The sequence below is a fragment of the Acidovorax sp. NPDC077693 genome, assembly GCF_044542805.1.
Lineage (GTDB): Bacteria > Pseudomonadota > Gammaproteobacteria > Burkholderiales > Burkholderiaceae_C > Acidovorax.
Window position 1 is genome coordinate 339376 of record NZ_JBITVD010000005.1, and the last position, 20033, is coordinate 359408.

The window sequence follows — 20033 nt, forward strand, 5'->3', positions numbered from 1 at the left end:
GTTTTTTAATCGTGCGGCCCGCGTCGCCTCACCCCTTCCAGGTGAACGGAAACTTGAACTGCTTCACGAACCCATTGGGCACATAGTCGCCCAGCACGCCGTACTTCTCGGGCCAGAGCTTGTCGCTTTTCACGGCCGTGCCGAACAGGTAGTCCAGAAACGCGAAGTGCGCCGAATAGTTCTTGTCCAGCGCTTCCTGGTCCTGGCTGTGGTGCCAGTGGTGGAAATTGGGCGTGACCAGCACGTAGCGCAGCGGGCCCAGGCGCACGCTCACGTTGGCGTGGTTGAAGACCGCCTGGAAGCCCACGACGACGATGTACGCGTCGATGACCTCCTTCGAAAACCCCAGCACGTAGATCGGCGCCAGCACCAGCGTGCGCGTGATGAGCAGCTCCAGGATGTGCTGGCGCGAGCCGGCCATCCAGTCCATGCTCTTGACGCTGTGGTGCACGGCATGCAGGCGCCACAGCACCGGCACCTCGTGGTAGGCGCGGTGCGTCCAGTACTGCACGAGGTCGGCCACCAGCACGATCAGGAACAGGGCCACCCAGAAGTTGAGTCCTTGCACCCAGCCGCGGATGCCGTCGCTGGCCGCCCAGCCGAAGAACCTGTGCACGATGAGGTTGGTGGCCAGCAGCACGAAGCCCACGACCATGTGGTTCACGATGAAGTGGTGAAAGTCGGTCTGCCACTCCTCGCGGAAGATGGGCTGGTCCTTGCGCAGCGCGAACAGCTTCTCGATGAAGATGAAGATCAGCGAGCTGCCCAGCAGGTCGAGGATGAACCAGTCCAGGCCGATGTAGGGCGTGTTGTCCGGGAAGTTGGGGTCCACTTCGACCTTGTGGCCGCCCAGGAAGGCGGCCAGGGCCACGATGGCGAAGGCGAAGGTCGAGAGCCAGCGCGAGCGGTTGAACAGGATGTTGACCAGCGAGATGCCGCCTGCAACCGCCATGGCCCCGAGCATGATGTAGCGGATGACCGAGACGTCGTAGCTCTTGCGCAACTGCGGCGTGGTCAGGTATTCGGGGAAGTGGAACGCCAGCACCCCCAGAAAGCACAGGATGGCCAGGGTGAGGGCGATGACCCCCGAGACGAGGCCACGCCCGCGCCGCAGCGCACCGTGGCTTTCGGTGAATTCATTGAGCTTGTCGATGTCGAGCATGTTGCTGTTCCCTCCGGCATCGTGTGCCTGGTATCGGTATGCGCCGCATTCGGGCGGCCTGCGGCGCTTGGGGCCATGGTCTGGGGCGACCGGCCGTTGGCGCCGTGGCATGGGTTGTGCTGCGCCCAAGTTTAGCGGCCGCGGCGTTGCGAGGGCGCGACGCACCCCATCCCACCCCCACCTAAAATTCCAGCATGAACATCCCCTCACACCAACTCAGCATGACCGTGCTGATGTCCCCCGACATGGCCAATTTTTCGGGCAATGTGCACGGCGGGGCCATCTTGAAGCTGCTGGACCAGGTGGCGTATTCGTGCGCCAGCCGCTATTCGGCCTGCTACGTGGTCACGCTGAGCGTGGACCAGGTGATGTTCCTGCAGCCCATCCATGTGGGTGAGCTGGTGACGTTTCTGGCGAGCGTGAACTACACAGGGTCCTCGTCGATGGAGATCGGCATCAAGGTGGTGGCCGAAGACATCCGCACGCAGGTGGTGCGGCATGTGAACAGCTGCTTCTTCACCATGGTGGCGGTGGACGAATCGCGCAAGCCGGTGAAGGTGCCGCCCTTGTCGCCCACCACGGCGGACGAGAAGCGCCGCTGGGAGGCGGCCCTGCTGCGCAAGGCCTTGCGCAAGGAGTTGGCCGAGCGGTTCACGCAGGTGCGGGAGACGGCGGGCACCTAGCCTGCGGCCGCCGGCAGGCGCCGCGCCTTGACAGCGTGGCTTGCCGTGGTCACTGTGGCCAGCCATGAAGCCGTCGGCTGGTGTGAGCAAGCCGCCGTTCAGCGCGCCGCGCAAAATCCGAACTCGGCCGTGGCGCCCGGGGCCAGGGTTTTGTTCCAGGCCACACCCGAAGCGCTCAAGCGGCCTGCGGATTGCGTCCAGGTGGCGTTCCACAGATTGTTGATGGTGCCGCTGATGGGGATGTTGACGGCCCAGTTGCCGGACGCCGAACCCATGTTGATGACTCGGACGCGCTGGCAATAGCCGGCGCTCCAGTCGCTGTCCATGATCTGCACGACCGAGAAATTGGGTGCGGGTGCCGGAGCGGGCGTTGGAGCGGGCGCAGGTGTGGGTGCCGGTGCCGGAGTGGGGGAGGGTGCAGGCGTGGGCGCAGGTGCTGGAGTGGGCGCAGGTGCTGGTGTCGGTGCAGGTGCTGGTGTCGGTGCGGGAGCAGGCGCGGGTGCCACGCTGCCCCACAGCCGTTGCAGCAACTGCACCTTGTCCGCGCGCAGGGTACCCCAGTCGTCGTTCAGAATGCCGCCGGTGTCGCCGCTGTTGGGGTTCCAAGACCAGTAAAAGCCGCTGCGCATGCCCTTGGCCACGAGGTAGTCCACCAGCGCGTTCTGCCACAGCACGTCGCGTGCATCGCCCCGGCCGTACTTGCCGCCGAACTCGCCCAGCATCACCGCATAGCCGGCCTGCGCAAACCGGCCGAAGTGCCGGTCCCAGATGGCCGGCATGTTGGCCGGGAAATCCGCCGCATTGAAATACTGCTGCACATACACGTCAGGGCCGTAGACGTGCGGTGCCAGCAGCAGGCGGTTGGCGGGGATGTTCAGCGGCGTGCATTCCAGCGGCTCCAGGTTGCCGCCCCAGAAGTGGCCCGTGTTGCTGGAACACACGGGGTTTTCGCCAATGCCTTCCACCGCAATCAGCCAGTGCGGCGCCACCTGCAGCACTGCGGCGGAAGCGCGTTCGGCCGCGCGGTTCCAGTCGGTGGCCTGGTTGCCCGTGCCCCAGGTGGCTGCGCCGTGGGGTTCGTTCTTGATGTCGATGCCGATGACGCCGGCCACGCCCCCGTAGCGCTGCGCGAGGAAGGTCAGGTCCGCGATCCACTGCTGCTCGCTGTAGCTCGGCGTGTACCAGAGTTCGCTGATGGACTGGCAGTCCGGCGTGTGGTGGTCCAGCAGCACATACATGCCCCGGCGGCTGAGCTCCTGCACGATGGTGTCCATCACCTGGATGGCCGACAGGCCCTGCAGGTCGGCGTTGCGGCTGTAGTCGATGCTGTTGGGGGCATTGCCGCGCAGCGTGGCGGGGCAAAACGGCAGCCGCACGGCGTTGAATCCGCTTTGCTGCATCTGGGTGATCATGTCCTTCCAGTTGCGGGCCCACAGGCCGTGCACCACGTTCGTCTGGGTCTCGAAGCCGAACCAGTTGACGCCGCGCAGCTGCACCGCATTTCCGGCGCTGTCGGTGACCTTGCCGGCGTTGATGGAGTAGCTCCAGGCGCCGCTGCAGGTGGCGAGCAGACAGCCGGCGAGCGCCAGGCGTTGGCAAAGTGTGGTGAGCTGCATGGAATCCTCTCTGGCTGGGTGTTGGGTGCCGTGCGTCTCCGGATCGGGGAGTCCAGCGGGTGGCTGGGCAGGCAATTTCTATGGAAATCATAGGTCCGCCAAGCACGCAAATGCCGAGGTATCGGGCCCGCCTTGTAAGCGCCTGTTAGGGACGCGTCTGGGTGTTGGCCGCGTCCCACAGACGCTTTGTCGATCACGGTGCAACGGCACCGAGCCAAGGGCGAGGGTTCGCCATGCAGCGGTGTTCAGCGCCGTACCACACCACACCACACAACGCAACGCCGTCCGACGTTTTGCGTGTCGACGAGCCAGCGGACCACGCTGCGGCGAGTGGCCCGAGCGAGCCCCGGTCAGGCGGCGCTGCGGCTGCGTCCCGCCAGCGACACTGCCTGGAGCGAAAGGCCGTCGATTTCGTTGGTGATGCCCGACAGCACATTGGCGACCACCGCAAACTCCCGCCCATGCTGGCCCGCGCGGGCGGCCATCACCTGGGCGTTGAAGCTCACCACCTTGGCCTCCCGCGCCACCGTCTGGATGGAGGCCACGATGCCGGCCAGCTCCTTCATGAGGACCTCGGCCTTGGCCTTGCCCACCTGGTCGAACACCGTGGTGGCGGTGTTCAGCGCTTCGAGTGCGGCATCGGTGTTTTCCACCAGCCGTGCCAGTGCGTCCTCCACGCGGGGGCTGCGCGCTTCGGTCAGGTCCAGCGCGGTGCCGACCTGGCGGGCAAAGGCATCGATGGTGGCGCCGACGCCGCCAGGGGCACCGTAGACCTTGCGCACACGCTCAGCATCTGCCCCGTCCAGGTGCCGCGGCGTGTCGACCAGGCGGGCCTGACTGGCGGTGAACAGGGCCAGCGTGGTGCGCGCCGCCTTCAAGTGCAGCTCGCTGCCACCGGCGGCCAGCACGGTCTGCAGCACCATGCGCTGCGACAGCATGCGCTGGCGTGCGGCCAGGTTGACCAGCGACATGTCGGTGTCGCGCGAGGCGGCGGGCGACGGTGCCGACACGGTGGAGGGCGATGCAGGCATGCCGGTGCGAGAGGGAACGAGATAGGCTGCCATGGTGGTCCTTGTGCTTGTTGCATTCAGATACCCACAACAAGCAATAGCCGGGCCAATGTTCATTCGACGGGCCAGCGTGCAGCGGGGTCGCAACGGCCATCAGCCAAGGCGCCGCTGACCGCCCGCTGCGCTGCGCAGCCGTGGGCGCAAAGCCGCGCACGCACCGCGGCCCTGCAGGGGGTCGTGGGTCGGCATTGGCGCCGCGGCAGTGCACGGCGGCCCGTCCTGGCCGCCAGTCCATGCCGTACCAGAGGCGCTAGCCCGCGCGGCGTGCCATCGGCAGGTCCTGCGATGCCAGCGCCACGCCGCGCACCACATCGCCCACCACGATCACCGAGGGGCTGGCCAGCCCCTCGCGGGTGATGGTGGCGTGCAAGGCGCCCAACGTGGTGATGGCGTGGCGCTGTTGGGGCAGGCTGGCGTGCTGGATGATGGCCACGGGGGTATGGGCGGGCAGGCCGGTGAGCAGCTCCTGCTCGATGGTGGCCGCGCCGCTCACGCCCATGTAGATCACGAGCGTGAGCTTGGCGTCGCGCGCCGTGGCCGCCAGCTGGCGCCAGTCGGTGCCCGCATCGCCAGGCTTCGCATGCCCGGTGACGAACACCACCCCATGCGCATGCTCGCGGTGGGTCAGCGGCACGCCCAGCGAGGTCAGCCCTGCCAGGCCCGAGGTGATGCCGTTGATGACCTCGACCTGCACGCCCGCGGCACGCAGGTGCTCCACCTCTTCGCCACCGCGGCCGAAGATGAAGGGGTCGCCGCCCTTCAGGCGCACCACGTTCTCGCCCTCGTTCACGGCCATGAGCATCAGCTTTTCGATGAAGGCCTGCGGCGTGCTCTTGCAGCCGCCGCGCTTGCCCACGTAGACGACGCGGGCGGTGGGCGGGGCGTGGGCCACGATGGCATCGCTGACCAGGTCGTCCACCAGCAGCACCGTGGCCGCCTGGATGGCCTTCAGGGCCTTGATGGTCAGCAGCTCCGGGTCTCCCGGGCCGGCGCCGACCAGGGTGCAGCGGCCGCCGGTGCCCAGGTGGGGCGTCAAGGTGACTGCGGCGGCGGGCGTGGAGGGACTGGCGGGTGGCGTGGGGCGGCTCATGGCGATGTCTCCGGGACTGTTTGATCCGCTAGGTGCAAGATGTGTTCCACCTGTTTTTCGATGGCGGGCGGAATGGGCAGCTCGCCCGCCAGCACGCTGCGGGTGTAGGCGGCGGTGGTGGCCACATCGATCTCGGCGGGCAGGCCGGGCACCTCGCTGGCGGTGCCGGGCTGCTGGGCGTCCAGCAGCTCGTGTGCGCCGTGGACGAAGCCGTCGTAGCGCGGGGTGCGGCGCGGGTCGGTGGCGACCTCGCCTTCCAGCCCGCGGGACAGCAGGGCGGTCATGCCCAGCGTGCGGAAGGTGGTCTGCAGCATCTCGAAGTATTCGGGGTGGGTGTACGCGGTGACCACCACCGACGGCCCAGCGCACGGGCTCATCAGCTTGACCACGCTGTGCCCCGGGTTGCGCAGGCCCACCACCTCGCGCACGGCCAGCAGGCGGGCCAGGCCCGCATGCAGGTGCTGGGTGTGGATGTGGCGCACGGTTCCGTTTGCTATCTTTTCAGGAGCTGTCAGCGTTGGTATATCGAGCGCGAGCAGCACATCCGACGCCAGGATGCGGCGCGCCTCGGTGCGCATGCCGTGCAGCAGCACGGGCAAGCCTTTGCGGGCCAGCAGCAGGGCCAGCAGTGGGGTGAGCACCGGCAGCTTGCGCGCGCCGTTGTAGCTGGGCAGCACGATGAGCGGGCGGTCGGTGGCGGGCAGCAGGGACAGGCGCTGGTGCGTGGCGTCGAGAAAGCCGCACATCTCCTCGGCCGTCTCGCCCTTGATGCGCATGGCCAGGCAGAAGGCGCCGACCTCCAGGTCGCTCGCGTGGCCGTCCAGCACCTGGCCGAACAGGTCGGTGGCCTGCTCGCGCGTGAGCGGCTTGGCGCCGCGCGCGCCGCGCCCAATTTCCTTGATGTACTGGCTTATGCCCATGGTATTTTTTTAGCGGGACTTGTGAAACAGGGCTCCAGCGTCGTTATTTCGGCTTGCCGTACAGACGTACTGTCTGCGCCGAAAATGCCTAGCTGGAGCCCTGTTGCACACGTCCTTGTGGGGGTTCGAAGTGGGGCTGAGGTGCTATTTTCACGCAACCCAGACAACTTTTGGTTATATGGTGGCCTGCGCCAGAGGTTTGGTCGCCAGGGGGCCGGTGGCACGGACCATGCGCTTGAGTTCGGGGATGCAGGAGCCGCAATTGGTGCCGCAGCGCAGTGCGCCTTGCAGCTGGGCCAGGCGGTCGGCGTCGGTGCCGTGGCAGCGGGCCAGTTCGGTGGTGATGGCGATGTCCGCCACGTTGAAGCAGGTGCACACCGTCTTGCCGCGCGACTGCACCGCCACCGGGGCCTTGGCGCCGGGGACCAGCAGCAGGCGGCCGTAGCTTTGGGCGGGGAGTTCTTCCTGCAGCAGGGTCTTGAGCCAGCCTTCGGCGCTGGTGTCGCCGGCCAGCACGATACCTTCGAGCGTCATGGCATCAGGCCGGCGCACCAGGCGCGCCGCGCGGCGTTGGCCGCGCTTTTTGTCGGCGTAGCGCTGCGTGTCGTTGGCGGCCAGGCCCATCAGCGATTCGATGTGCTCGATGGTCGCGTCCGGCGGGGCTTCGTGCGCGGCGGCGCGCAGCAGCACGCCCACGCGCTCGCGGCCCGGTTCGTTCAACGGCGTGTTGTTGCTGAAGGGCACGCAGCTGGCAAACGGAAACTGCGCCATCAGCGCGGACAGCGCCTCGCGCGTGGCCTGCGCCGTGTCGGCAGGCAGCCAGGCCATGGCCAGCAGCGTCCAGGGCAGCTCGGCCTTCAGGATCTTGACGGCTGCGTGCTTGAGCTCGGGCTGTTTGGACGTGGGGCAGTAGGCCGAGGTGGTCAGCGCATTGACGCCCGCCAGCCGTTCGCCGGTGGACGAGCAGCCGCTCAGGAACTCGCTGCCCCAGTGCATGGCCATGAAGGCCTGCGACACGCCCACGGTGGTGTCGCCCTGCACGGGCACGACGATGGTGCCGCGCTTGCTCGTCACGTAGACCAGATCGCCGTTCTTCAGGGCGCGCTGTTGCATGTCCTGCGGGTTCAGCTGCACGCTGGGCTCGGCCACGTGGCCGAACAGGCGGCCCAGGGTGCCGGTGCGCGTCATGCCGTGCCACTGGTCGCGCAGGCGGCCGGTGGTCAGGCTGAAGGGGTAGCGCGACTCGCGCGGCTCGGCCACGGGCTTCCAGGCGTGGGCGGCAAAGCGGGCTCGGCCGTCTGCCGTGGGGTAGATGCCGTCTTCGTACAGGCGGGCCTTGCCGGTGGTGGTGCCCTCAGGCAGCGGCCACTGCTGGGGGCCTTGCGATTCGAGCAGGCTCCACGACAGGCCGGTGATGTCCAGGTCGCGTCCGCGCGTGCTCTCGCGGTGCTCCTGCCATACCCGTTCAGCGCCTGCGTCGGCGTGGTCGGTGGTGTAGGGGAAGAGGGTGGCTGCACCGGGGCGCAGCCGCGCCTCGAGTTGCTGGGCGAACTGCACGGCTATCGCCCAGTCATGCCGCGCCTCGCCCGGTGCGGGCACGGCGCTGCGCACGCGCGAGATGCGGCGCTCGCTGTTGGTCACCGTGCCGGTCTTCTCGCCCCAGGTGGTGGCGGGCAGCAGCAGGTCGGCGTACGCGCAGGTGGCGGCGGTGGCAAAGGCTTCCTGCACCACCACGAACTCGGCGCGCTGCAGGGCGCGGCGCACGGTGGCCTGGTCGGGCATGCTCTGCGCGGGGTTGGTGCAGGCAATCCACAGCGCCTTGATCTCGCCGTCGGCGGCGGCCTGGAACATCTCCACGGCTGTCTTACCCGGTGTGGCGGGCACGTCGGCCACGCCCCACAGCGCGGCGACTTCGGCGCGGTGCTGGGGGTTGGCCAGGTCGCGGTGCGCGCTGAGCAGGTTGGCCAGGCCTCCCACCTCGCGCCCGCCCATGGCGTTGGGCTGGCCGGTCAGGCTGAAGGGGCCCGCGCCCGGCTTGCCGATCTGCGCGGTGGCCAGGTGCAGGTTGATGAGCGTGGCGTTCTTGGCCGTGCCGCTGCTGCTCTGGTTCAGGCCCTGGCAGTACAGGCTCAGGGTCGATGCCGAGGTGGCAAACCACTTTGCGGCGGTGGTCAGGTCGGCCACCGAAATGCCGCACACCTCGGCCACGCGCTCGGGTGTGGCTTCGCGCACCAGCGCCTGCAGTTCGGCAAAGCCGTTGGTGTGCGCGGCGATGTACTTCGCATCGGTCCAGCCCTCGCGCAGCATCAGGTGCAGCATACCGTTGAATAGCATCACGTCGCTGCCCGGTTGCAGCGGCAGGAACAGGTCGGCCATGCCCGCGGTGTCGGTGCGGCGCGGGTCGGCCACGATGACCTTCATGCCGGGGTTGGCGGCGCGCGCATCTTCGATGCGGCGGAACAATATGGGGTGCGCCCAGGCCGCGTTGCTGCCAACGATGAAGAGGCACTGCGCGTGCTTCACGTCGTCGTAGCAGGCGGGTGGTGCATCGGCACCCAGGGTCTGCTTGTAGCCCGCCACGGCGCTGCTCATGCACAGGCGCGAGTTGGTGTCGATGTTGTTGGTGCCGATCAGGCCCTTGGCCAGCTTGTTGAAGACGTAGTAGTCCTCGGTGAGCAACTGGCCGCTGACGTAGAAGCCCACCGCGTCGGGGCCGTGCTGCTGGATGATGTCGGCGAATTGGCCGGCCGCCAGGCCCAGGGCCGCGTCCCAGGATAGCGGCTGGGGCGTATCGGTGCGCTGCAGGCGCTGCTGCGGTTGCAGCAGGCGCGTCTGCAGGGTGACGGGGCTGCTGGCCGTGAGGTGCAGGGTGGAGCCCTTGGTGCACAGGCGGCCGAAGTTGGCGGGATGGTGCGGGTCGCCGCGCACACCGATGATCTGCGGGCCGTCGCTCTCGATGATCACGCCGCAGCCTACGCCGCAGTAGGGGCAGGTGGATCGGGTCTCTGTCATGCCGTGGTCTTGTGGTGATGGTGTGGGGCGGTGGGCGATGGCGGCCTGTCAGTTGGCCAGGGCCGCATAGAGGCCTGTCACCTTGTCCATGCTGGACAGCAGGTTCTCGCTGGCGACGAACACATCGGACACCAGCCTCGCCGTGTTGCCCGTGGCATTGCCGGCCTGCATGCGCTGCAGGGCCGCGTCGAAGAACACCCATTGCCCGTCGGCCAGCTGCAGCTCCTGGCGGATGCGGTCATTGGCCTCGGGTGCCTTGCGCAGCACCTCGTTGGCCGCCACGAACTCGGTGCGCGCCTTGGCGATTTCGGACGCAGCCGCTGCGGCGTCCACCGGCAGCAGCGCCGCCAGGTAGAACTTGGCCATGCGCTGGCTCAGCATGCGCTGGCGCCCCGCCACGTTGACCAGTTGGCCCACGGGCTTGCCCGACGCGGCCTCGTACTGCACGGTGCCCAGGTGGGCCAGGGCCAGCACCTTGGCGTCGGCCTGCAGCATGGCGGCGGCGCCGGCCAGTGCGGGCGTGCCGGCCATCAGCGTGGCCTTGTGGGCGGCCCAGGCGGTGTCGAGCTGGCCGTAGGTCTCGCGGATCACCGGGGCGGGCGCGTAGGCCTTGAGTTCGGCCAGCTGGCGCTCGAACAGCGCCACGGACTGCTCCAGCACCTGGCGTGCGGCGTTCTCCTGCACCTTGTGCGCCAGGGCCAGCCAGGCCTTGCCCATGCGCTGGCTGAGCATGCGCTGGCGGCCGGCCTTGTTGATGGCGTCGTTGAGGTTGGCGACCTGTGCGTGTGCTGGCCCCGGCACCCAGGCCAGGGCGCAGGCCACGGCACCGGCGCCTGCGGTGGTCAGCAGGGTTCTGCGGTGCAGGGCGGCGGGCAGGCGGGCGGCGGCAGTCTTCATCGTGGTGGCCTTGGGGTAGCGTTGCGCAAGTGGGTTGTGGATGGAGGCGGTCAGTCCGCGCTCGACGGGCCGAACATCAGCTGGTCGCGGATATCTTCCACCGCGCGGCCCTCGCGCAGCAGCTCGAAGTACCAGCTGCCGTCCACCGTGTCGCCATACAGGCAGGCGCCCACCAGCTTGTTGTCCTTGATGACGAGCTTCTTGTACATGCCGGTCATGGGGTCGCTCATCACGATCTCCTCGGTGTGTTCGTCACCCTGGAAGTCCCCCGCCGAAAACAGGTCGATGCCCGTGACCTTGAGCTTGGTGGACGTCTGCGAGCCCTGGTAGCGGTCGATGCCCATCTCTGCCAGGTGGTTGGCCAGCACCTTGCCCTGCTCGAACAGCGGGGCCACCAGGCCGTACGCGACGCCCCGGTGCGCGGCGCATTCGCCCACGGCGTAGATGCGGGCGTCGGTGATGGTCTGCAGGGTGTCGCTGACCACGATGCCGCGGTTCACGTGCAGGCGCATCTTTTCGGCCAGCGCGGTGTTGGGGCGCACGCCCACGGTCATCACCACGAGGTCGGCGGGCACCGTGCGGCCGTCCTTGAACTTCACGGCGGTGACGCGGCCGTCGGCGCCGCCCACCAGCTCTTGCGTCTGGGCGTTGAGGAGGAAATTCATGCCGCGCTCCTGCAGCGTCTGCTGCAGCATGCGGCCGGCCACGTCGTCGAGCTGGCGTTCCATGAGCGTGTTGCCCACGTGCACCACGCTCACCGTCATGCCGCGCTTCATGAGGCCGTTGGCGGCCTCCAGGCCCAGCAGGCCGCCGCCGATGACCACGGCGTGCTGGTAGGTGGCGGCAGCGTCGATCATCGCCTGCGTGTCGGCAATGTCGCGGTAGGCGAGCACACCGGCCAGGTCCTTGCCGGGCACGGGCAGGATGAAGGGATTGGAGCCGGTGGCCAGGATCAGCCGGTCGTACTCGGCCGTGACCAGATCGCCTGCGCTGTTGGTGGCGCTGACCACGCGGCGCACGCGGTCCACCTCGTTCACCGTGAAGCCGGTGTGCAGCGCGATGTGGTGATCGGTGTACCAGGACCAGTCGTTCAGGATGATTTCGTCGAGGGTCTGCTCACCCGCCAGCACGGGCGACAGCATGATGCGGTTGTAGTTGGGGTGGGGCTCGGCGCCGAAGACCGTGATGTCGTACAGGTCGGGGGCAATCTTGAGCAGCTCTTCCAGGGTGCGCACGCCGGCCATGCCGTTGCCTACCATCACCAGTTTGAGCTTTTTCATTCATGACTCCTTCTGCGCCACTGCGGGGCCAGTGCGAAAAACAAAAAAGGCGTCCCTCACGATGCTGCCTCGATCCATCTCGAAACGGCATGTGGGGACGCCTTTGTCCGGGCAGCTCTTCCGTGCGCCATTGCAAGGGGGAGCCGCGAGACCCCGAAGGGTCGTTGGTGGTGTAAAGCAATGCCTGTGCCAGTCGCTGCGCACTGATGTGGGGCGGCACACGGCGGGATGGCTGGGTGGTGGTGCGCATCGGCCCCAGGGCTGCGCAGGCGCTGGGTGCGGGTGCCCTGGCCTGGCGCGGCATGCACCACCTTGGGCATGAAACCTGCATGGAGCTGGTGCATGAGTTTTGAACTGGACTTTGGCTTCACCTCCAAGGCGGGGCGCAAGCCGCTGAACGAGGACTTTGCCGCGCTGGTGGAAGGCCAAGGGCGCGACCGCGAGCGGGGTGCCATTGCAGCCATAGCCGATGGCGTGAGCACCGGCGGCAATGGCCGCGAGGCCGCGCAGACCACCGTGAACACGCTGGTGAACGACTACTTCGCCACGCCCGACACCTGGGACACCACGGTGGCGCTGGACCGCATCTTGAGTGCGCACAACGGCTGGCTGGCGTCCATGAACCGGCGCCGCCAGCCCGCGGTGGGGCTGACCACCCTCACAGCCCTGGTGCTGCGGGGGCAGTCGTACACGCTGGCCCACGTGGGCGACACGCGGGCTTATCTGCTGCGCTGCGGCCGCCTGCAGTTGCTGACCACCGACCACGTGATGGCGCAGCTCGACTTCGCGCACCAGATCACCCGCGCCATGGGGCTGGACGACCACGTGGTGGTCGACTACAGCCAGGGCGAGCTGCACAGCGGCGACCTGTTCGTGCTGCTGTCCGACGGCGTGCATGGCCGCGTGCCCGAGCGCGAGTTGCGCCACCTGCTGCGCGAGGGCGGCGCCGCGCAGGCCTTGAGCGATGCGCTGACCGACGCCGCACTGCGCCGCGGCAGCAACGACAACGTGACCGCGCTGGTGGTGCGCGTGCAGGGCGTGCAGGAGGCCACGCTGCAGGACGAGTCCCGCCGCGCCCAGGACCTGCCCGTGCTGCCGCTGCTCAAGGTGGGCGACCGGGTCGACGGCCTCACGGTGACGGCGCTGGTGGCCGACAGCGGCATCCACCGCATCTACCAGGTGCGCGATGCCGGGCGCGAGGGCGCCACGCAGCGGCTGTACGCCCTCAAGACCCTGCTGCCATCGCGCGCCCATGACGCCGAAGAGCGCGCCACGCTGGCCCACGAAGCCTGGGTGGCGCGGCGCATGCAGTCCGGCCAGGCGGCCACGCATCTGGCGCGGCTGAACGACTGGCCGCCCCACGGTGCGGGAACCAGTGCCAGCGCCATCGCGGACGAGGCCGCGCTCCCCGGCCCCAGCGCCTTCTACCTGCTGTACGACTGGCATGCAGGCGCCACGCTGGGCCAGCGCCTGCGCCGCCGCGAGCACCTGAGCGTGGCCCAGACCCTGGCGGTCACCGTGCAGGCCGCGCGGGTGCTGGGCTGGCTGCACCGCCAGGGCGTGGTGCACCGGGACATCAAGCCCGACAACCTGCACCTGGGCGACGACGGCGTGCTGCGCGTGCTGGACCTGGGCGTCGCCCTGTCCGGCCGCGAACCCGCCGCCACGCGCCGCCTGCACGCGGGCACCCCTACCTACATGAACCCCGAGCAGTGGCCGGGCTATGAGCGCAGCGCAGACACCGAGGGGCAACTGCCCGATGCCGGCAGCGACCTGTTTGCCCTGGGGGTGACGCTGTACCAACTGCTCAGCCAGGGCCGTCTGCCGTACGGAGACGTCGTGCCCTACCAGCTGGGCCGCTACCACCGTGACCCCGTGGCTCCCAGCCGGCACCACCCGGGCGTGCCGATCTGGCTCGATCACATTGCGTTGAAGGCCGTGGCACGGCAGCGTGGGCTGCGATTCGAGACGGCAGAAGAAATGCTGCTGGCACTGGAGCGTGGTGCCTCGCGCCCGCTGGCGCCTGCCGGGCACCAGCCTTTGATGCAGCGCGACGCCATGGCGCTGTGGAAGATCGCGCTGGTGGTGAGCGTGCTGGTGAATGTGTTGCTGGTGTATTGGCTGGTGTTCTTGCCGAGATAGGGTGGGGATTGTTTTGCTATCAAAAAAGTAGCTGGTAGCGCTTGTCCAGGAAGCGGTAGGGGCGGTTTTTATTTGAAGTGCAGCGCTTTGCTGCGCCTTGATTTGGCGCCAGAGCTTCACCACACAGCGCGGCGCGGTATTGACTCCCTCTCCCCTTGTGGGAGAGGGCGGGGGAGAGGGGGGTGCTACTACGAGGCGCACTGCCTGTTCTGCCCCCTCTCCCCAACCCTCTCCCGCGAGGGGAGAGGGGGTTTTAAGCGCTCAGCATGGAGCGTGTGGACGTAGAGGGGCGGGCAGCACCCGTCATACGCTGCGCGCACGGCCTCCCTTTTAGCGAAAGGTCGGCAAGCGTTGCACGCTTACGTGCTGTCGCACGTCATGCGCTGCGCGCACGGCCGCCCTTTTCTGCCCAGGTCCGCGTCCAGCGCTGCTGCATCACCCGCAGCAGCACCAGCATGGCCAGCGCACACACGGCGATCCCGACGAAGCCCCACAGGTACGTGCCCGTGTACTGGCGCGAGATGCCCATGCCATTGGGGATCAGGCCGCCGCCCAGTGCGCCGATCTCGCCGATCATCGATCCGGCCACCGCCGTGGTCAGCGGCCAGCGCAGGGGCACCAGCTGGAACAGTGCGCCGTTGCCTGCGCCCAGCGCTGCAAAGCACAGCAGGAACAGCAGCATGGTGACGGGCAGGGAGTTCTCCGCCAGGCCGCACAGCACCATGCTCACGGCGGTGATGGCCAGCACGCCGGTCAGCGTGTTCACGCCGCCCCAGTGGTCCGACAGCCAGCCGCCGAAGATGCGCAGGGCCGCACCCAGAAAGGCCGCCATCATCGTCAACTGTCCCGCCTGCACCTTGCTCACGCCGAACTGGTCGTTGAAGTAGCTGGGCAAAAACGTGGTCAGGCCGATGAAGCCGCCAAACGTCACGGCGTAGATCAGGCTGAAGGCCCAGCCGTCCTTCTCGAACAGGCAGGCGATGTGGTCGCGAAAGCTCGAATGGGGCGCCAGGTCTGGCGGCTCCTTGGCGTATACCGCCATCACCAGCGCAGGGATGGCCACGCTCACCGCCGCAAAGCCGTACACCGCCTGCCAGCCGAACTTCTGCGCCAGTGCGGGTGCGAGCAGGGCTGCCACTGCCGTGCCCACGTTGCCCGCGCCCACGATGCCCATGGCCAGGCCCTTGTAGCGCGGGGGGAAGGAGCCCGAACCCAGCGACAGCGCCACGCCGAAGCTCGCGCCCGCCACGCCCAGCAGCACGCCCATGGCCAGCAGGTCGTTGTAGGTGTGCACGAACAGGAAGCCATAGCCCATGGCGAAGAAGATGCCCGCCATCTCGACCAGCGTGGCGCGCTTGCGGCCGATGTACTGCGCGAGGATGCCCAGCGGAAAGCGCATCAGCGCGCCCGCGAAGATGGGGATCGACAGCATCATGCCCATCTGCGTGGGCGTGAGGTTGAAGCTTTCGCGGATGAAGGGCGCCATCGCGCCGTTGATCACCCAGATGGCGCACGAAAACCCGAAGTACAGGAACGACGACCACAGCGTGGGGGCGTGGCCGGATTTGAGGAACTCTCGAAATTGAAGCATGGCTGTCGTGTGCGAAGCGCTGAAAGGCTGCGATGGCGGGAGGGGGCTCCATCTGCAACCGGGCCAGAAAAACAAAAAGGCGCCTGCACGGACCGCGCAGGCTGCTGCTACTGCAGAGCCTGTACGCATTCCGTGAAGACGCCGACGTCCTGTTCGCCCAATCCGCCGTTGCACCGGGCTGCCATGCAGCCAGCTTTGGCTGCAGCCTCCACGAAGCAATGGCTATGCCAGCGGTTGGTGCTGCACCATCTCAAGCCTTTTGGCCGCCTGACGCTTGCTCCATAAGGGGTTACTGCTATTAATTTGAATATCGTGTCTGCAGCGTCCTCCGTTATGGTGCGGCGCCGCGCGGCAGCTGGGCCTGGAGTTGGTGCACTGCACCACGATGGAGAATCTGCCCGGTGGACATTTAGTTGTTTCAAAAAAACCGATTCGGGTCTTAGCATGTGATCGGCTTTCAGAACAGCCGAGTTCTCCCGCTGGGGTGCGAGGCATCTCCACGAAAGGGTTTTCCATGCGCGTCAATCTCCCGGTCAGCACGCAAGAATATGCCTTCCCCAAGGGTGAGACCCTGGTCTCGACTACCGACCTCAAGGGCCGCATCCTCTACTGCAACCCGATGTTCATCGAGGTCAGCGGGTACGAAAAGGAAGAGCTTCTGGGCCAGCCCCACAACATGATCCGGCACCCGGACATGCCCGAGGAGGCCTTCCGCGATATGTGGGAGACCATCGCCAGCGGGGCGCCCTGGTCGGCAGCGGTCAAGAACCGCCGCAAGGACGGCTCCTTCTACTGGGTCATGGCCAACGTCACACCGCTGATGCAGGGCGACCAGCCCACCGGCTACATGTCGGTGCGCACCGAGGCCACACGCGAGCAGATCAACGCTTCCGACCAGCTGTACCGACAGATGCAGGCCGAGAAACAGGCGGGCGCGCAGGTGCACGTGCTGCGCGCCGGCCAGGTGGTGAAGAACACCTCGTGGGGGCGTCTGGCCAACGCGGTGCGCCTGGGTCCCATGGGCAAGATGATGCTGTGCACCTTGCTGCTGGTGATCGCCTCCTTCGGCGCCGCCTGGCTGGGCGGGCACCAGATGACGGTCGCATCCGGCGTGGCCTGGGTGGCGGTGGTGCTGCTGGCGCTGGGCATGGCGTCGTACCTGCACAAGGCCACCGTCGCTCCGCTGGCGCAGATGCTGCGCTGGGCCAACCGCATGGCCGCCGGCGACCTCACGCAAAAGATCACCGCGTCGCGCAGCGACACCGTGGGCGACCTGCAAAAGGCGCTGGCGCAGCTCAACGTGAACCTGCTGTCCATCGTGCGCGACGCCCGGCAGGAAAGCGAGCACATGCAGGTCTCCACGCGCGAGATCGCGCAGGGCAACCAGGACCTGTCGTCGCGCACCGAGGCCCAGGCCAGCAACCTGCAGCAGACGGCCGCATCCATGGAAGAGATCACCGGCACCGTCAAGCAGACCGCCGAGTCCGCGCGCCAGGCCACGGTGCTGGCCACGCAGGCCACCCAGGTGGCCGAGCGCAGCAGCGAGGCGGTCGATGGCGTGGCCAGCACCATGAAACAGATCCAGGCCGCGTCCGGCCGCATCAGCGAGATCACGCAGCTCATCGACTCCATCGCGTTCCAGACCAACATCCTGGCGCTGAATGCGGCGGTCGAGGCCGCACGCGCGGGCGAGCAGGGTCGGGGCTTTGCGGTGGTGGCATCGGAGGTGCGCAGCCTGTCGCACCGCACGCAATCGGCCGCCAAGGAGATCCGCCAGCTCATCGACGACTCGGCCAACAAGGTGAGCGAAGGCCACGCGAAGACCGACGCCGCCCAGAAGACCATGACCGAGTCGCTGGAGCTGGTGCGCCGCGTGAACACGCTGATCGGCGAGATCCACAGCGCCTCCAACGAGCAGCTCAGCGGCATCTCGCAGGTCAATTCGGCCGTCGCGCAGCTGGACACCATCACGCAGCAGAACGCCGCGCTGGTGGAGGAGAACGCCGCCTCGGCCATGCAGCTCAACGGCCAGGCGCAGACCATGACCGAGACGGTGCAGGTGTTCCGCATCGACGCGTCGGCGCCAAACCAGGCGCGGGATGCGGTGGCGTTGCGCAAGGAGATGAAGGGCAAGGGGGCGTCGTCTTCGAGCCGCGAGCTGGCCCCGGTGTAAGGCCCCAAGCTCGCCGGCACAGCCTGCCCCAGCTTGGCCAGGCTGCAGCGCGTTCGCAATGGGCGCTGCCACGACCGGCAATGCCCGGAATGCGGCTGCGCGTGCCACCGGTAGCCTCCTCCGGAGGACGCCGCGAAGCGGCCGTGCCTGGGGCTACGTGCTCCCGCGCACCGTCAGCTCGAAGCCCAGGTCCACCGAGTTCTGATCCTGCAATTCGCCCCGCATCAGCGCCAGGAGCATCTGCGCACTGGCCTCGCCAATCGCCGAACGCGGTGTGCGCACGGTGGTCAGCGGTGGCAGCATCTGGTCGCTGCCCGCCAGGTCGTTGAACCCTGCAATCGCCACCTGGCCCGGAACGGACAGCCCCAGCCGGTGCGCCGCCAGCACGCCGCCTTGCGCCAGATCGTCGTTGCAGAAGAAGACGGCATCCACGCCGGGGCGGGTGCGCAGCACTTCTTCCAGCAGTTCGGCGCCCAGGCGGATGGAGGACGGCTGGGCGCTGAGCAGCTCCAGCCGCGGGTCGTAGAGGCCCGCCTCGCGCAGGCAGCGGCGGTAGCCTTCGGCGCGCTGCAGGGTGCGCGGGTCCAGCTGCGCCGCGACGAACGCGATGTGCTTGCGGCCCTGGGCGAGCAAATGCGCCGTCATGGCGTGGCCTGCATCCTGCTGCGAAAAGCCCACGCAGTACACGCCGTGCGCCGACGTCATCTCCATCAGGTGCACGCAGGGCACGCCGCTGGCGGCGATCATCTGGCGCGATGCCTCGGTGCGGTCAAAGCCCGTCACCAGCAGGCCCGCCGGGCGGTGGGCCAGGTAGGTGCGCAGCAGTTGCTCTTCTTCCTGCGGGTCGTAGTGCGTCACACCGATCAGCGCCTGGTAGCCGTGCGGGAACAGCGTGCGGTGCACGGCGTCCAGCACGTCGACGAACAGTGCGTTGGACAGCAGCGGCACCAGCACCGGCACCTGCACGCTGCGTTGCGACGCCAGGGCGCGGGCGGCGGGGTCGGGCACGTAGCCCAGTTGCTGCGCGGCATCCTTCACACGCTGCACCAGCTCCTGGGCCACACCCCGCTCGCCGCGCAGTGCGCGGGATGCGGTGATGGGGCTCACCCCGGCGGTCTTGGCCACGTCGCTGAGCGTGATGCGGCCGCTGGAGCGGCGGCGGGACTCTGGTTTGTTCAAAGGGTTAACCCGGATGGGTATGGGCTGGGATCTGGTTAGGATAGCGCTGTCCATTGGCTTGGACAAGGCGAATGCCTGATTTTTATCCGAAGAGGCGGAAATTTCCTCTGTATTTTGAGCATCCGGCGAGGATGCTTTTTCAAAAGTTCGTTGGATAGCGCTACCAATATGAATTTTGTACCGTCATCGGTGTTTCTGGTGGTCATGGGTGTGGCAGGTTGCGGCAAGTCCAGCCTGGGTTCCGCCCTGGCCCAGGCCGAGCGCCTGCCCCTGATCGAAGGGGACGACCACCACAGCCCCGCCAGCCGGGAAAAGATGCGCCAGGGCATCGCGCTCACCGACGCCGACCGCGAAGGCTGGCTCGCCACGCTGGGCCAACTGCTGCAGGCGCACCCGCAGGGCGTGGTGCTGACCTGCTCGGCGCTCAAGAAGGCGTACCGCGACCGCCTGCGCAATGCCTGCCCCGGGCTGCGCTTCGTGTTCCTGGAGATCGACCGCGCCAGTGCCGGCCAGCGCGTGGCGGCGCGGGCGGGGACCCACTTCTTTTCCACCGCCCTGGTCGACAGCCAGTTCGCCACGTTGGAGTCGCCCGTCGGTGAGGCCGGCGTGCTGCGGCTCGATGCCACGGTGGACCTGGCAACCCTTCAACAACAGGCGTCCGCCTGGATTGCCGCCACGGAGGCAGCATGAGCAACACACCCCTCCCGCCCGATTCCCCCACCCCCAGGCCGGCGGGCCGTTTCACCCGGACGGCCGAGGCCCTGATGGCCGCCTGCCTGGGCGTGATGGCCGTGGCGGTCTTCGTCAACGTGGTGCTGCGCTACGGCTTTGGCAGCGGCGTGGTGGCCAGCGAAGAGCTGTCGCGCCTGCTGTTCGTGTGGATGGTGTTCATCGGCGCGGCGGCCGCCTACCCCGCGGGTGAACACATGGCCTTTACCAGCCTGGCCGGCTTGCTGGCCCGCCGGCCGCTGGCTTTTGCAACGCTCAGCGCGCTGATCCGGCTGCTGGTGATCGCCGCCTGCGCCATGCTGGCCTGGGGTGCATGGCAGCAGGTGGTGGTGGGTCTGGGCAGCCACTCGGTGGTGCTGGGCTATTCGGCCGCGCTGCTGCCGCTGCCGGCCTTCCTGTGTGCGATGGCCATCGGTGTGATGGCCTTCATCGAACTGATTCAACGCAAGCCGCTGGACCTGGGTCACGGCGCAGAAGTGGAGTGATGCA

The 20033-nt window shown here is 67.8% G+C and carries 14 protein-coding genes and 1 pseudogene; 5 read left to right on the forward strand and 10 right to left on the reverse strand.

Going from position 1 to position 20033, the window contains the following annotated elements; translation table 11 throughout:
- Nucleotides 1–28: 28 nt before the first annotated feature.
- The gene (locus ACIGHN_RS09240; protein WP_056414957.1) at nucleotides 29–1162 is read right to left on the reverse strand and encodes a sterol desaturase family protein; all 1134 of its coding nucleotides are present in this window, start codon (nucleotides 1160–1162) and stop codon (nucleotides 29–31) included.
- Between the two features lie 194 nt (nucleotides 1163–1356).
- Between ACIGHN_RS09240 and ACIGHN_RS09245 the strand changes: the two genes are divergently transcribed.
- Complete coding sequence (locus tag ACIGHN_RS09245) at nucleotides 1357–1845, forward strand: acyl-CoA thioesterase (protein WP_056170428.1); 489 nt, start codon at nucleotides 1357–1359, stop codon at nucleotides 1843–1845.
- Between the two features lie 98 nt (nucleotides 1846–1943).
- Here the strand turns inward: ACIGHN_RS09245 and ACIGHN_RS09250 are convergent, their stop codons facing one another.
- The 7 genes and pseudogenes from ACIGHN_RS09250 to ACIGHN_RS09280 all read right to left on the reverse strand — a co-directional run.
- Complete coding sequence (locus ACIGHN_RS09250; RefSeq protein ID WP_396504117.1) at nucleotides 1944–3461, reverse strand: cellulase family glycosylhydrolase; 1518 nt, start codon at nucleotides 3459–3461, stop codon at nucleotides 1944–1946.
- Nucleotides 3462–3811: 350 nt separating this feature from the next.
- Nucleotides 3812–4525: a methyl-accepting chemotaxis protein gene (locus tag ACIGHN_RS09255; RefSeq protein WP_396504118.1), complete on the reverse strand. Its 714-nt coding sequence runs from the start codon at nucleotides 4523–4525 to the stop codon at nucleotides 3812–3814.
- Nucleotides 4526–4781: 256 nt separating this feature from the next.
- On the reverse strand, nucleotides 4782–5621 hold the full coding sequence (gene cobA, locus ACIGHN_RS09260) for a uroporphyrinogen-III C-methyltransferase (protein WP_082485942.1): 840 nt from the start codon (nucleotides 5619–5621) through the stop codon (nucleotides 4782–4784).
- Complete coding sequence (ybiB, locus tag ACIGHN_RS09265) at nucleotides 5618–6541, reverse strand: DNA-binding protein YbiB (RefSeq protein WP_396504119.1); 924 nt, start codon at nucleotides 6539–6541, stop codon at nucleotides 5618–5620. The genes cobA and ybiB overlap by 4 nt, the downstream gene beginning before the upstream one ends.
- Nucleotides 6542–6715: 174 nt before the next feature.
- Nucleotides 6716–9553 (reverse strand): molybdopterin-dependent oxidoreductase, encoded by a 2838-nt coding sequence (locus ACIGHN_RS09270; RefSeq protein WP_396504120.1) that lies wholly within the window; start codon nucleotides 9551–9553, stop codon nucleotides 6716–6718.
- Nucleotides 9554–9601: 48 nt separating this feature from the next.
- Nucleotides 9602–10450: a type IV pili methyl-accepting chemotaxis transducer N-terminal domain-containing protein gene (locus ACIGHN_RS09275; RefSeq protein ID WP_396504121.1), complete on the reverse strand. Its 849-nt coding sequence runs from the start codon at nucleotides 10448–10450 to the stop codon at nucleotides 9602–9604.
- A 59-nt stretch (nucleotides 10451–10509) separates the two neighbouring features.
- Nucleotides 10510–11730: pseudogene (locus ACIGHN_RS09280) on the reverse strand (NAD(P)/FAD-dependent oxidoreductase); the annotation flags it as partial.
- Between the two features lie 342 nt (nucleotides 11731–12072).
- On the opposite strand from ACIGHN_RS09280, the gene ACIGHN_RS09285 reads away from it, so the two are divergent.
- Nucleotides 12073–13872, forward strand: coding sequence for a protein kinase (locus ACIGHN_RS09285; protein ID WP_396504122.1), 1800 nt, complete (start codon nucleotides 12073–12075; stop codon nucleotides 13870–13872).
- 376 nt (nucleotides 13873–14248) lie between these two features.
- Here the strand turns inward: ACIGHN_RS09285 and ACIGHN_RS09290 are convergent, their stop codons facing one another.
- Nucleotides 14249–15463: a nitrate/nitrite transporter gene (locus ACIGHN_RS09290; RefSeq protein ID WP_056414980.1), complete on the reverse strand. Its 1215-nt coding sequence runs from the start codon at nucleotides 15461–15463 to the stop codon at nucleotides 14249–14251.
- Between the two features lie 514 nt (nucleotides 15464–15977).
- Here ACIGHN_RS09290 and ACIGHN_RS09295 point away from each other — a divergent pair.
- Nucleotides 15978–17636 carry a methyl-accepting chemotaxis protein gene (locus ACIGHN_RS09295; protein ID WP_396504123.1) on the forward strand — a complete coding sequence of 553 codons (1659 nt, stop codon included), beginning with the start codon at nucleotides 15978–15980 and terminating at the stop codon, nucleotides 17634–17636.
- A 153-nt stretch (nucleotides 17637–17789) separates the two neighbouring features.
- On the opposite strand, the gene ACIGHN_RS09300 is transcribed toward ACIGHN_RS09295, so the two are convergent.
- A complete protein-coding gene (locus ACIGHN_RS09300; protein ID WP_396504124.1) occupies nucleotides 17790–18815 on the reverse strand; it encodes a LacI family DNA-binding transcriptional regulator in 1026 nt (341 codons plus the stop codon).
- 204 nt (nucleotides 18816–19019) lie between these two features.
- Between ACIGHN_RS09300 and ACIGHN_RS09305 the strand changes: the two genes are divergently transcribed.
- Nucleotides 19020–19505, forward strand: a complete 486-nt coding sequence (locus tag ACIGHN_RS09305; protein WP_056416228.1) for a gluconokinase — start codon at nucleotides 19020–19022, stop codon at nucleotides 19503–19505.
- Entirely contained in the window at nucleotides 19502–20029 is a 528-nt protein-coding gene (locus ACIGHN_RS09310) for a TRAP transporter small permease (RefSeq protein ID WP_396504125.1), read from the forward strand. Before ACIGHN_RS09305 ends, ACIGHN_RS09310 begins: the two co-directional genes overlap by 4 nt.
- The last annotated feature ends 4 nt before the right edge of the window (nucleotides 20030–20033 follow it).

What these genes read in the sequence shown, in the direction of transcription:
- ACIGHN_RS09290 (WP_056414980.1), bottom strand. Translation starts at nt 15,463, where the DNA reads ATGCTTCAATTTCGAGAGTTCCTCAAATCCGGCCACGCCCCCACGCTG.
- ACIGHN_RS09270 (WP_396504120.1), bottom strand. Translation starts at nt 9,553, where the DNA reads ATGACAGAGACCCGATCCACCTGCCCCTACTGCGGCGTAGGCTGCGGC.
- cobA (WP_082485942.1), bottom strand. Translation starts at nt 5,621, where the DNA reads ATGAGCCGCCCCACGCCACCCGCCAGTCCCTCCACGCCCGCCGCCGCA.
- ACIGHN_RS09275 (WP_396504121.1), bottom strand. Translation starts at nt 10,450, where the DNA reads ATGAAGACTGCCGCCGCCCGCCTGCCCGCCGCCCTGCACCGCAGAACC.
- ACIGHN_RS09295 (WP_396504123.1), top strand. Translation starts at nt 15,978, where the DNA reads ATGCGCGTCAATCTCCCGGTCAGCACGCAAGAATATGCCTTCCCCAAG.
- ACIGHN_RS09255 (WP_396504118.1), bottom strand. Translation starts at nt 4,525, where the DNA reads ATGGCAGCCTATCTCGTTCCCTCTCGCACCGGCATGCCTGCATCGCCC.
- ACIGHN_RS09305 (WP_056416228.1), top strand. Translation starts at nt 19,020, where the DNA reads ATGGGTGTGGCAGGTTGCGGCAAGTCCAGCCTGGGTTCCGCCCTGGCC.
- ACIGHN_RS09250 (WP_396504117.1), bottom strand. Translation starts at nt 3,461, where the DNA reads ATGCAGCTCACCACACTTTGCCAACGCCTGGCGCTCGCCGGCTGTCTG.
- ACIGHN_RS09240 (WP_056414957.1), bottom strand. Translation starts at nt 1,162, where the DNA reads ATGCTCGACATCGACAAGCTCAATGAATTCACCGAAAGCCACGGTGCG.
- ACIGHN_RS09285 (WP_396504122.1), top strand. Translation starts at nt 12,073, where the DNA reads ATGAGTTTTGAACTGGACTTTGGCTTCACCTCCAAGGCGGGGCGCAAG.
- ACIGHN_RS09310 (WP_396504125.1), top strand. Translation starts at nt 19,502, where the DNA reads ATGAGCAACACACCCCTCCCGCCCGATTCCCCCACCCCCAGGCCGGCG.
- ACIGHN_RS09245 (WP_056170428.1), top strand. Translation starts at nt 1,357, where the DNA reads ATGAACATCCCCTCACACCAACTCAGCATGACCGTGCTGATGTCCCCC.
- ybiB (WP_396504119.1), bottom strand. Translation starts at nt 6,541, where the DNA reads ATGGGCATAAGCCAGTACATCAAGGAAATTGGGCGCGGCGCGCGCGGC.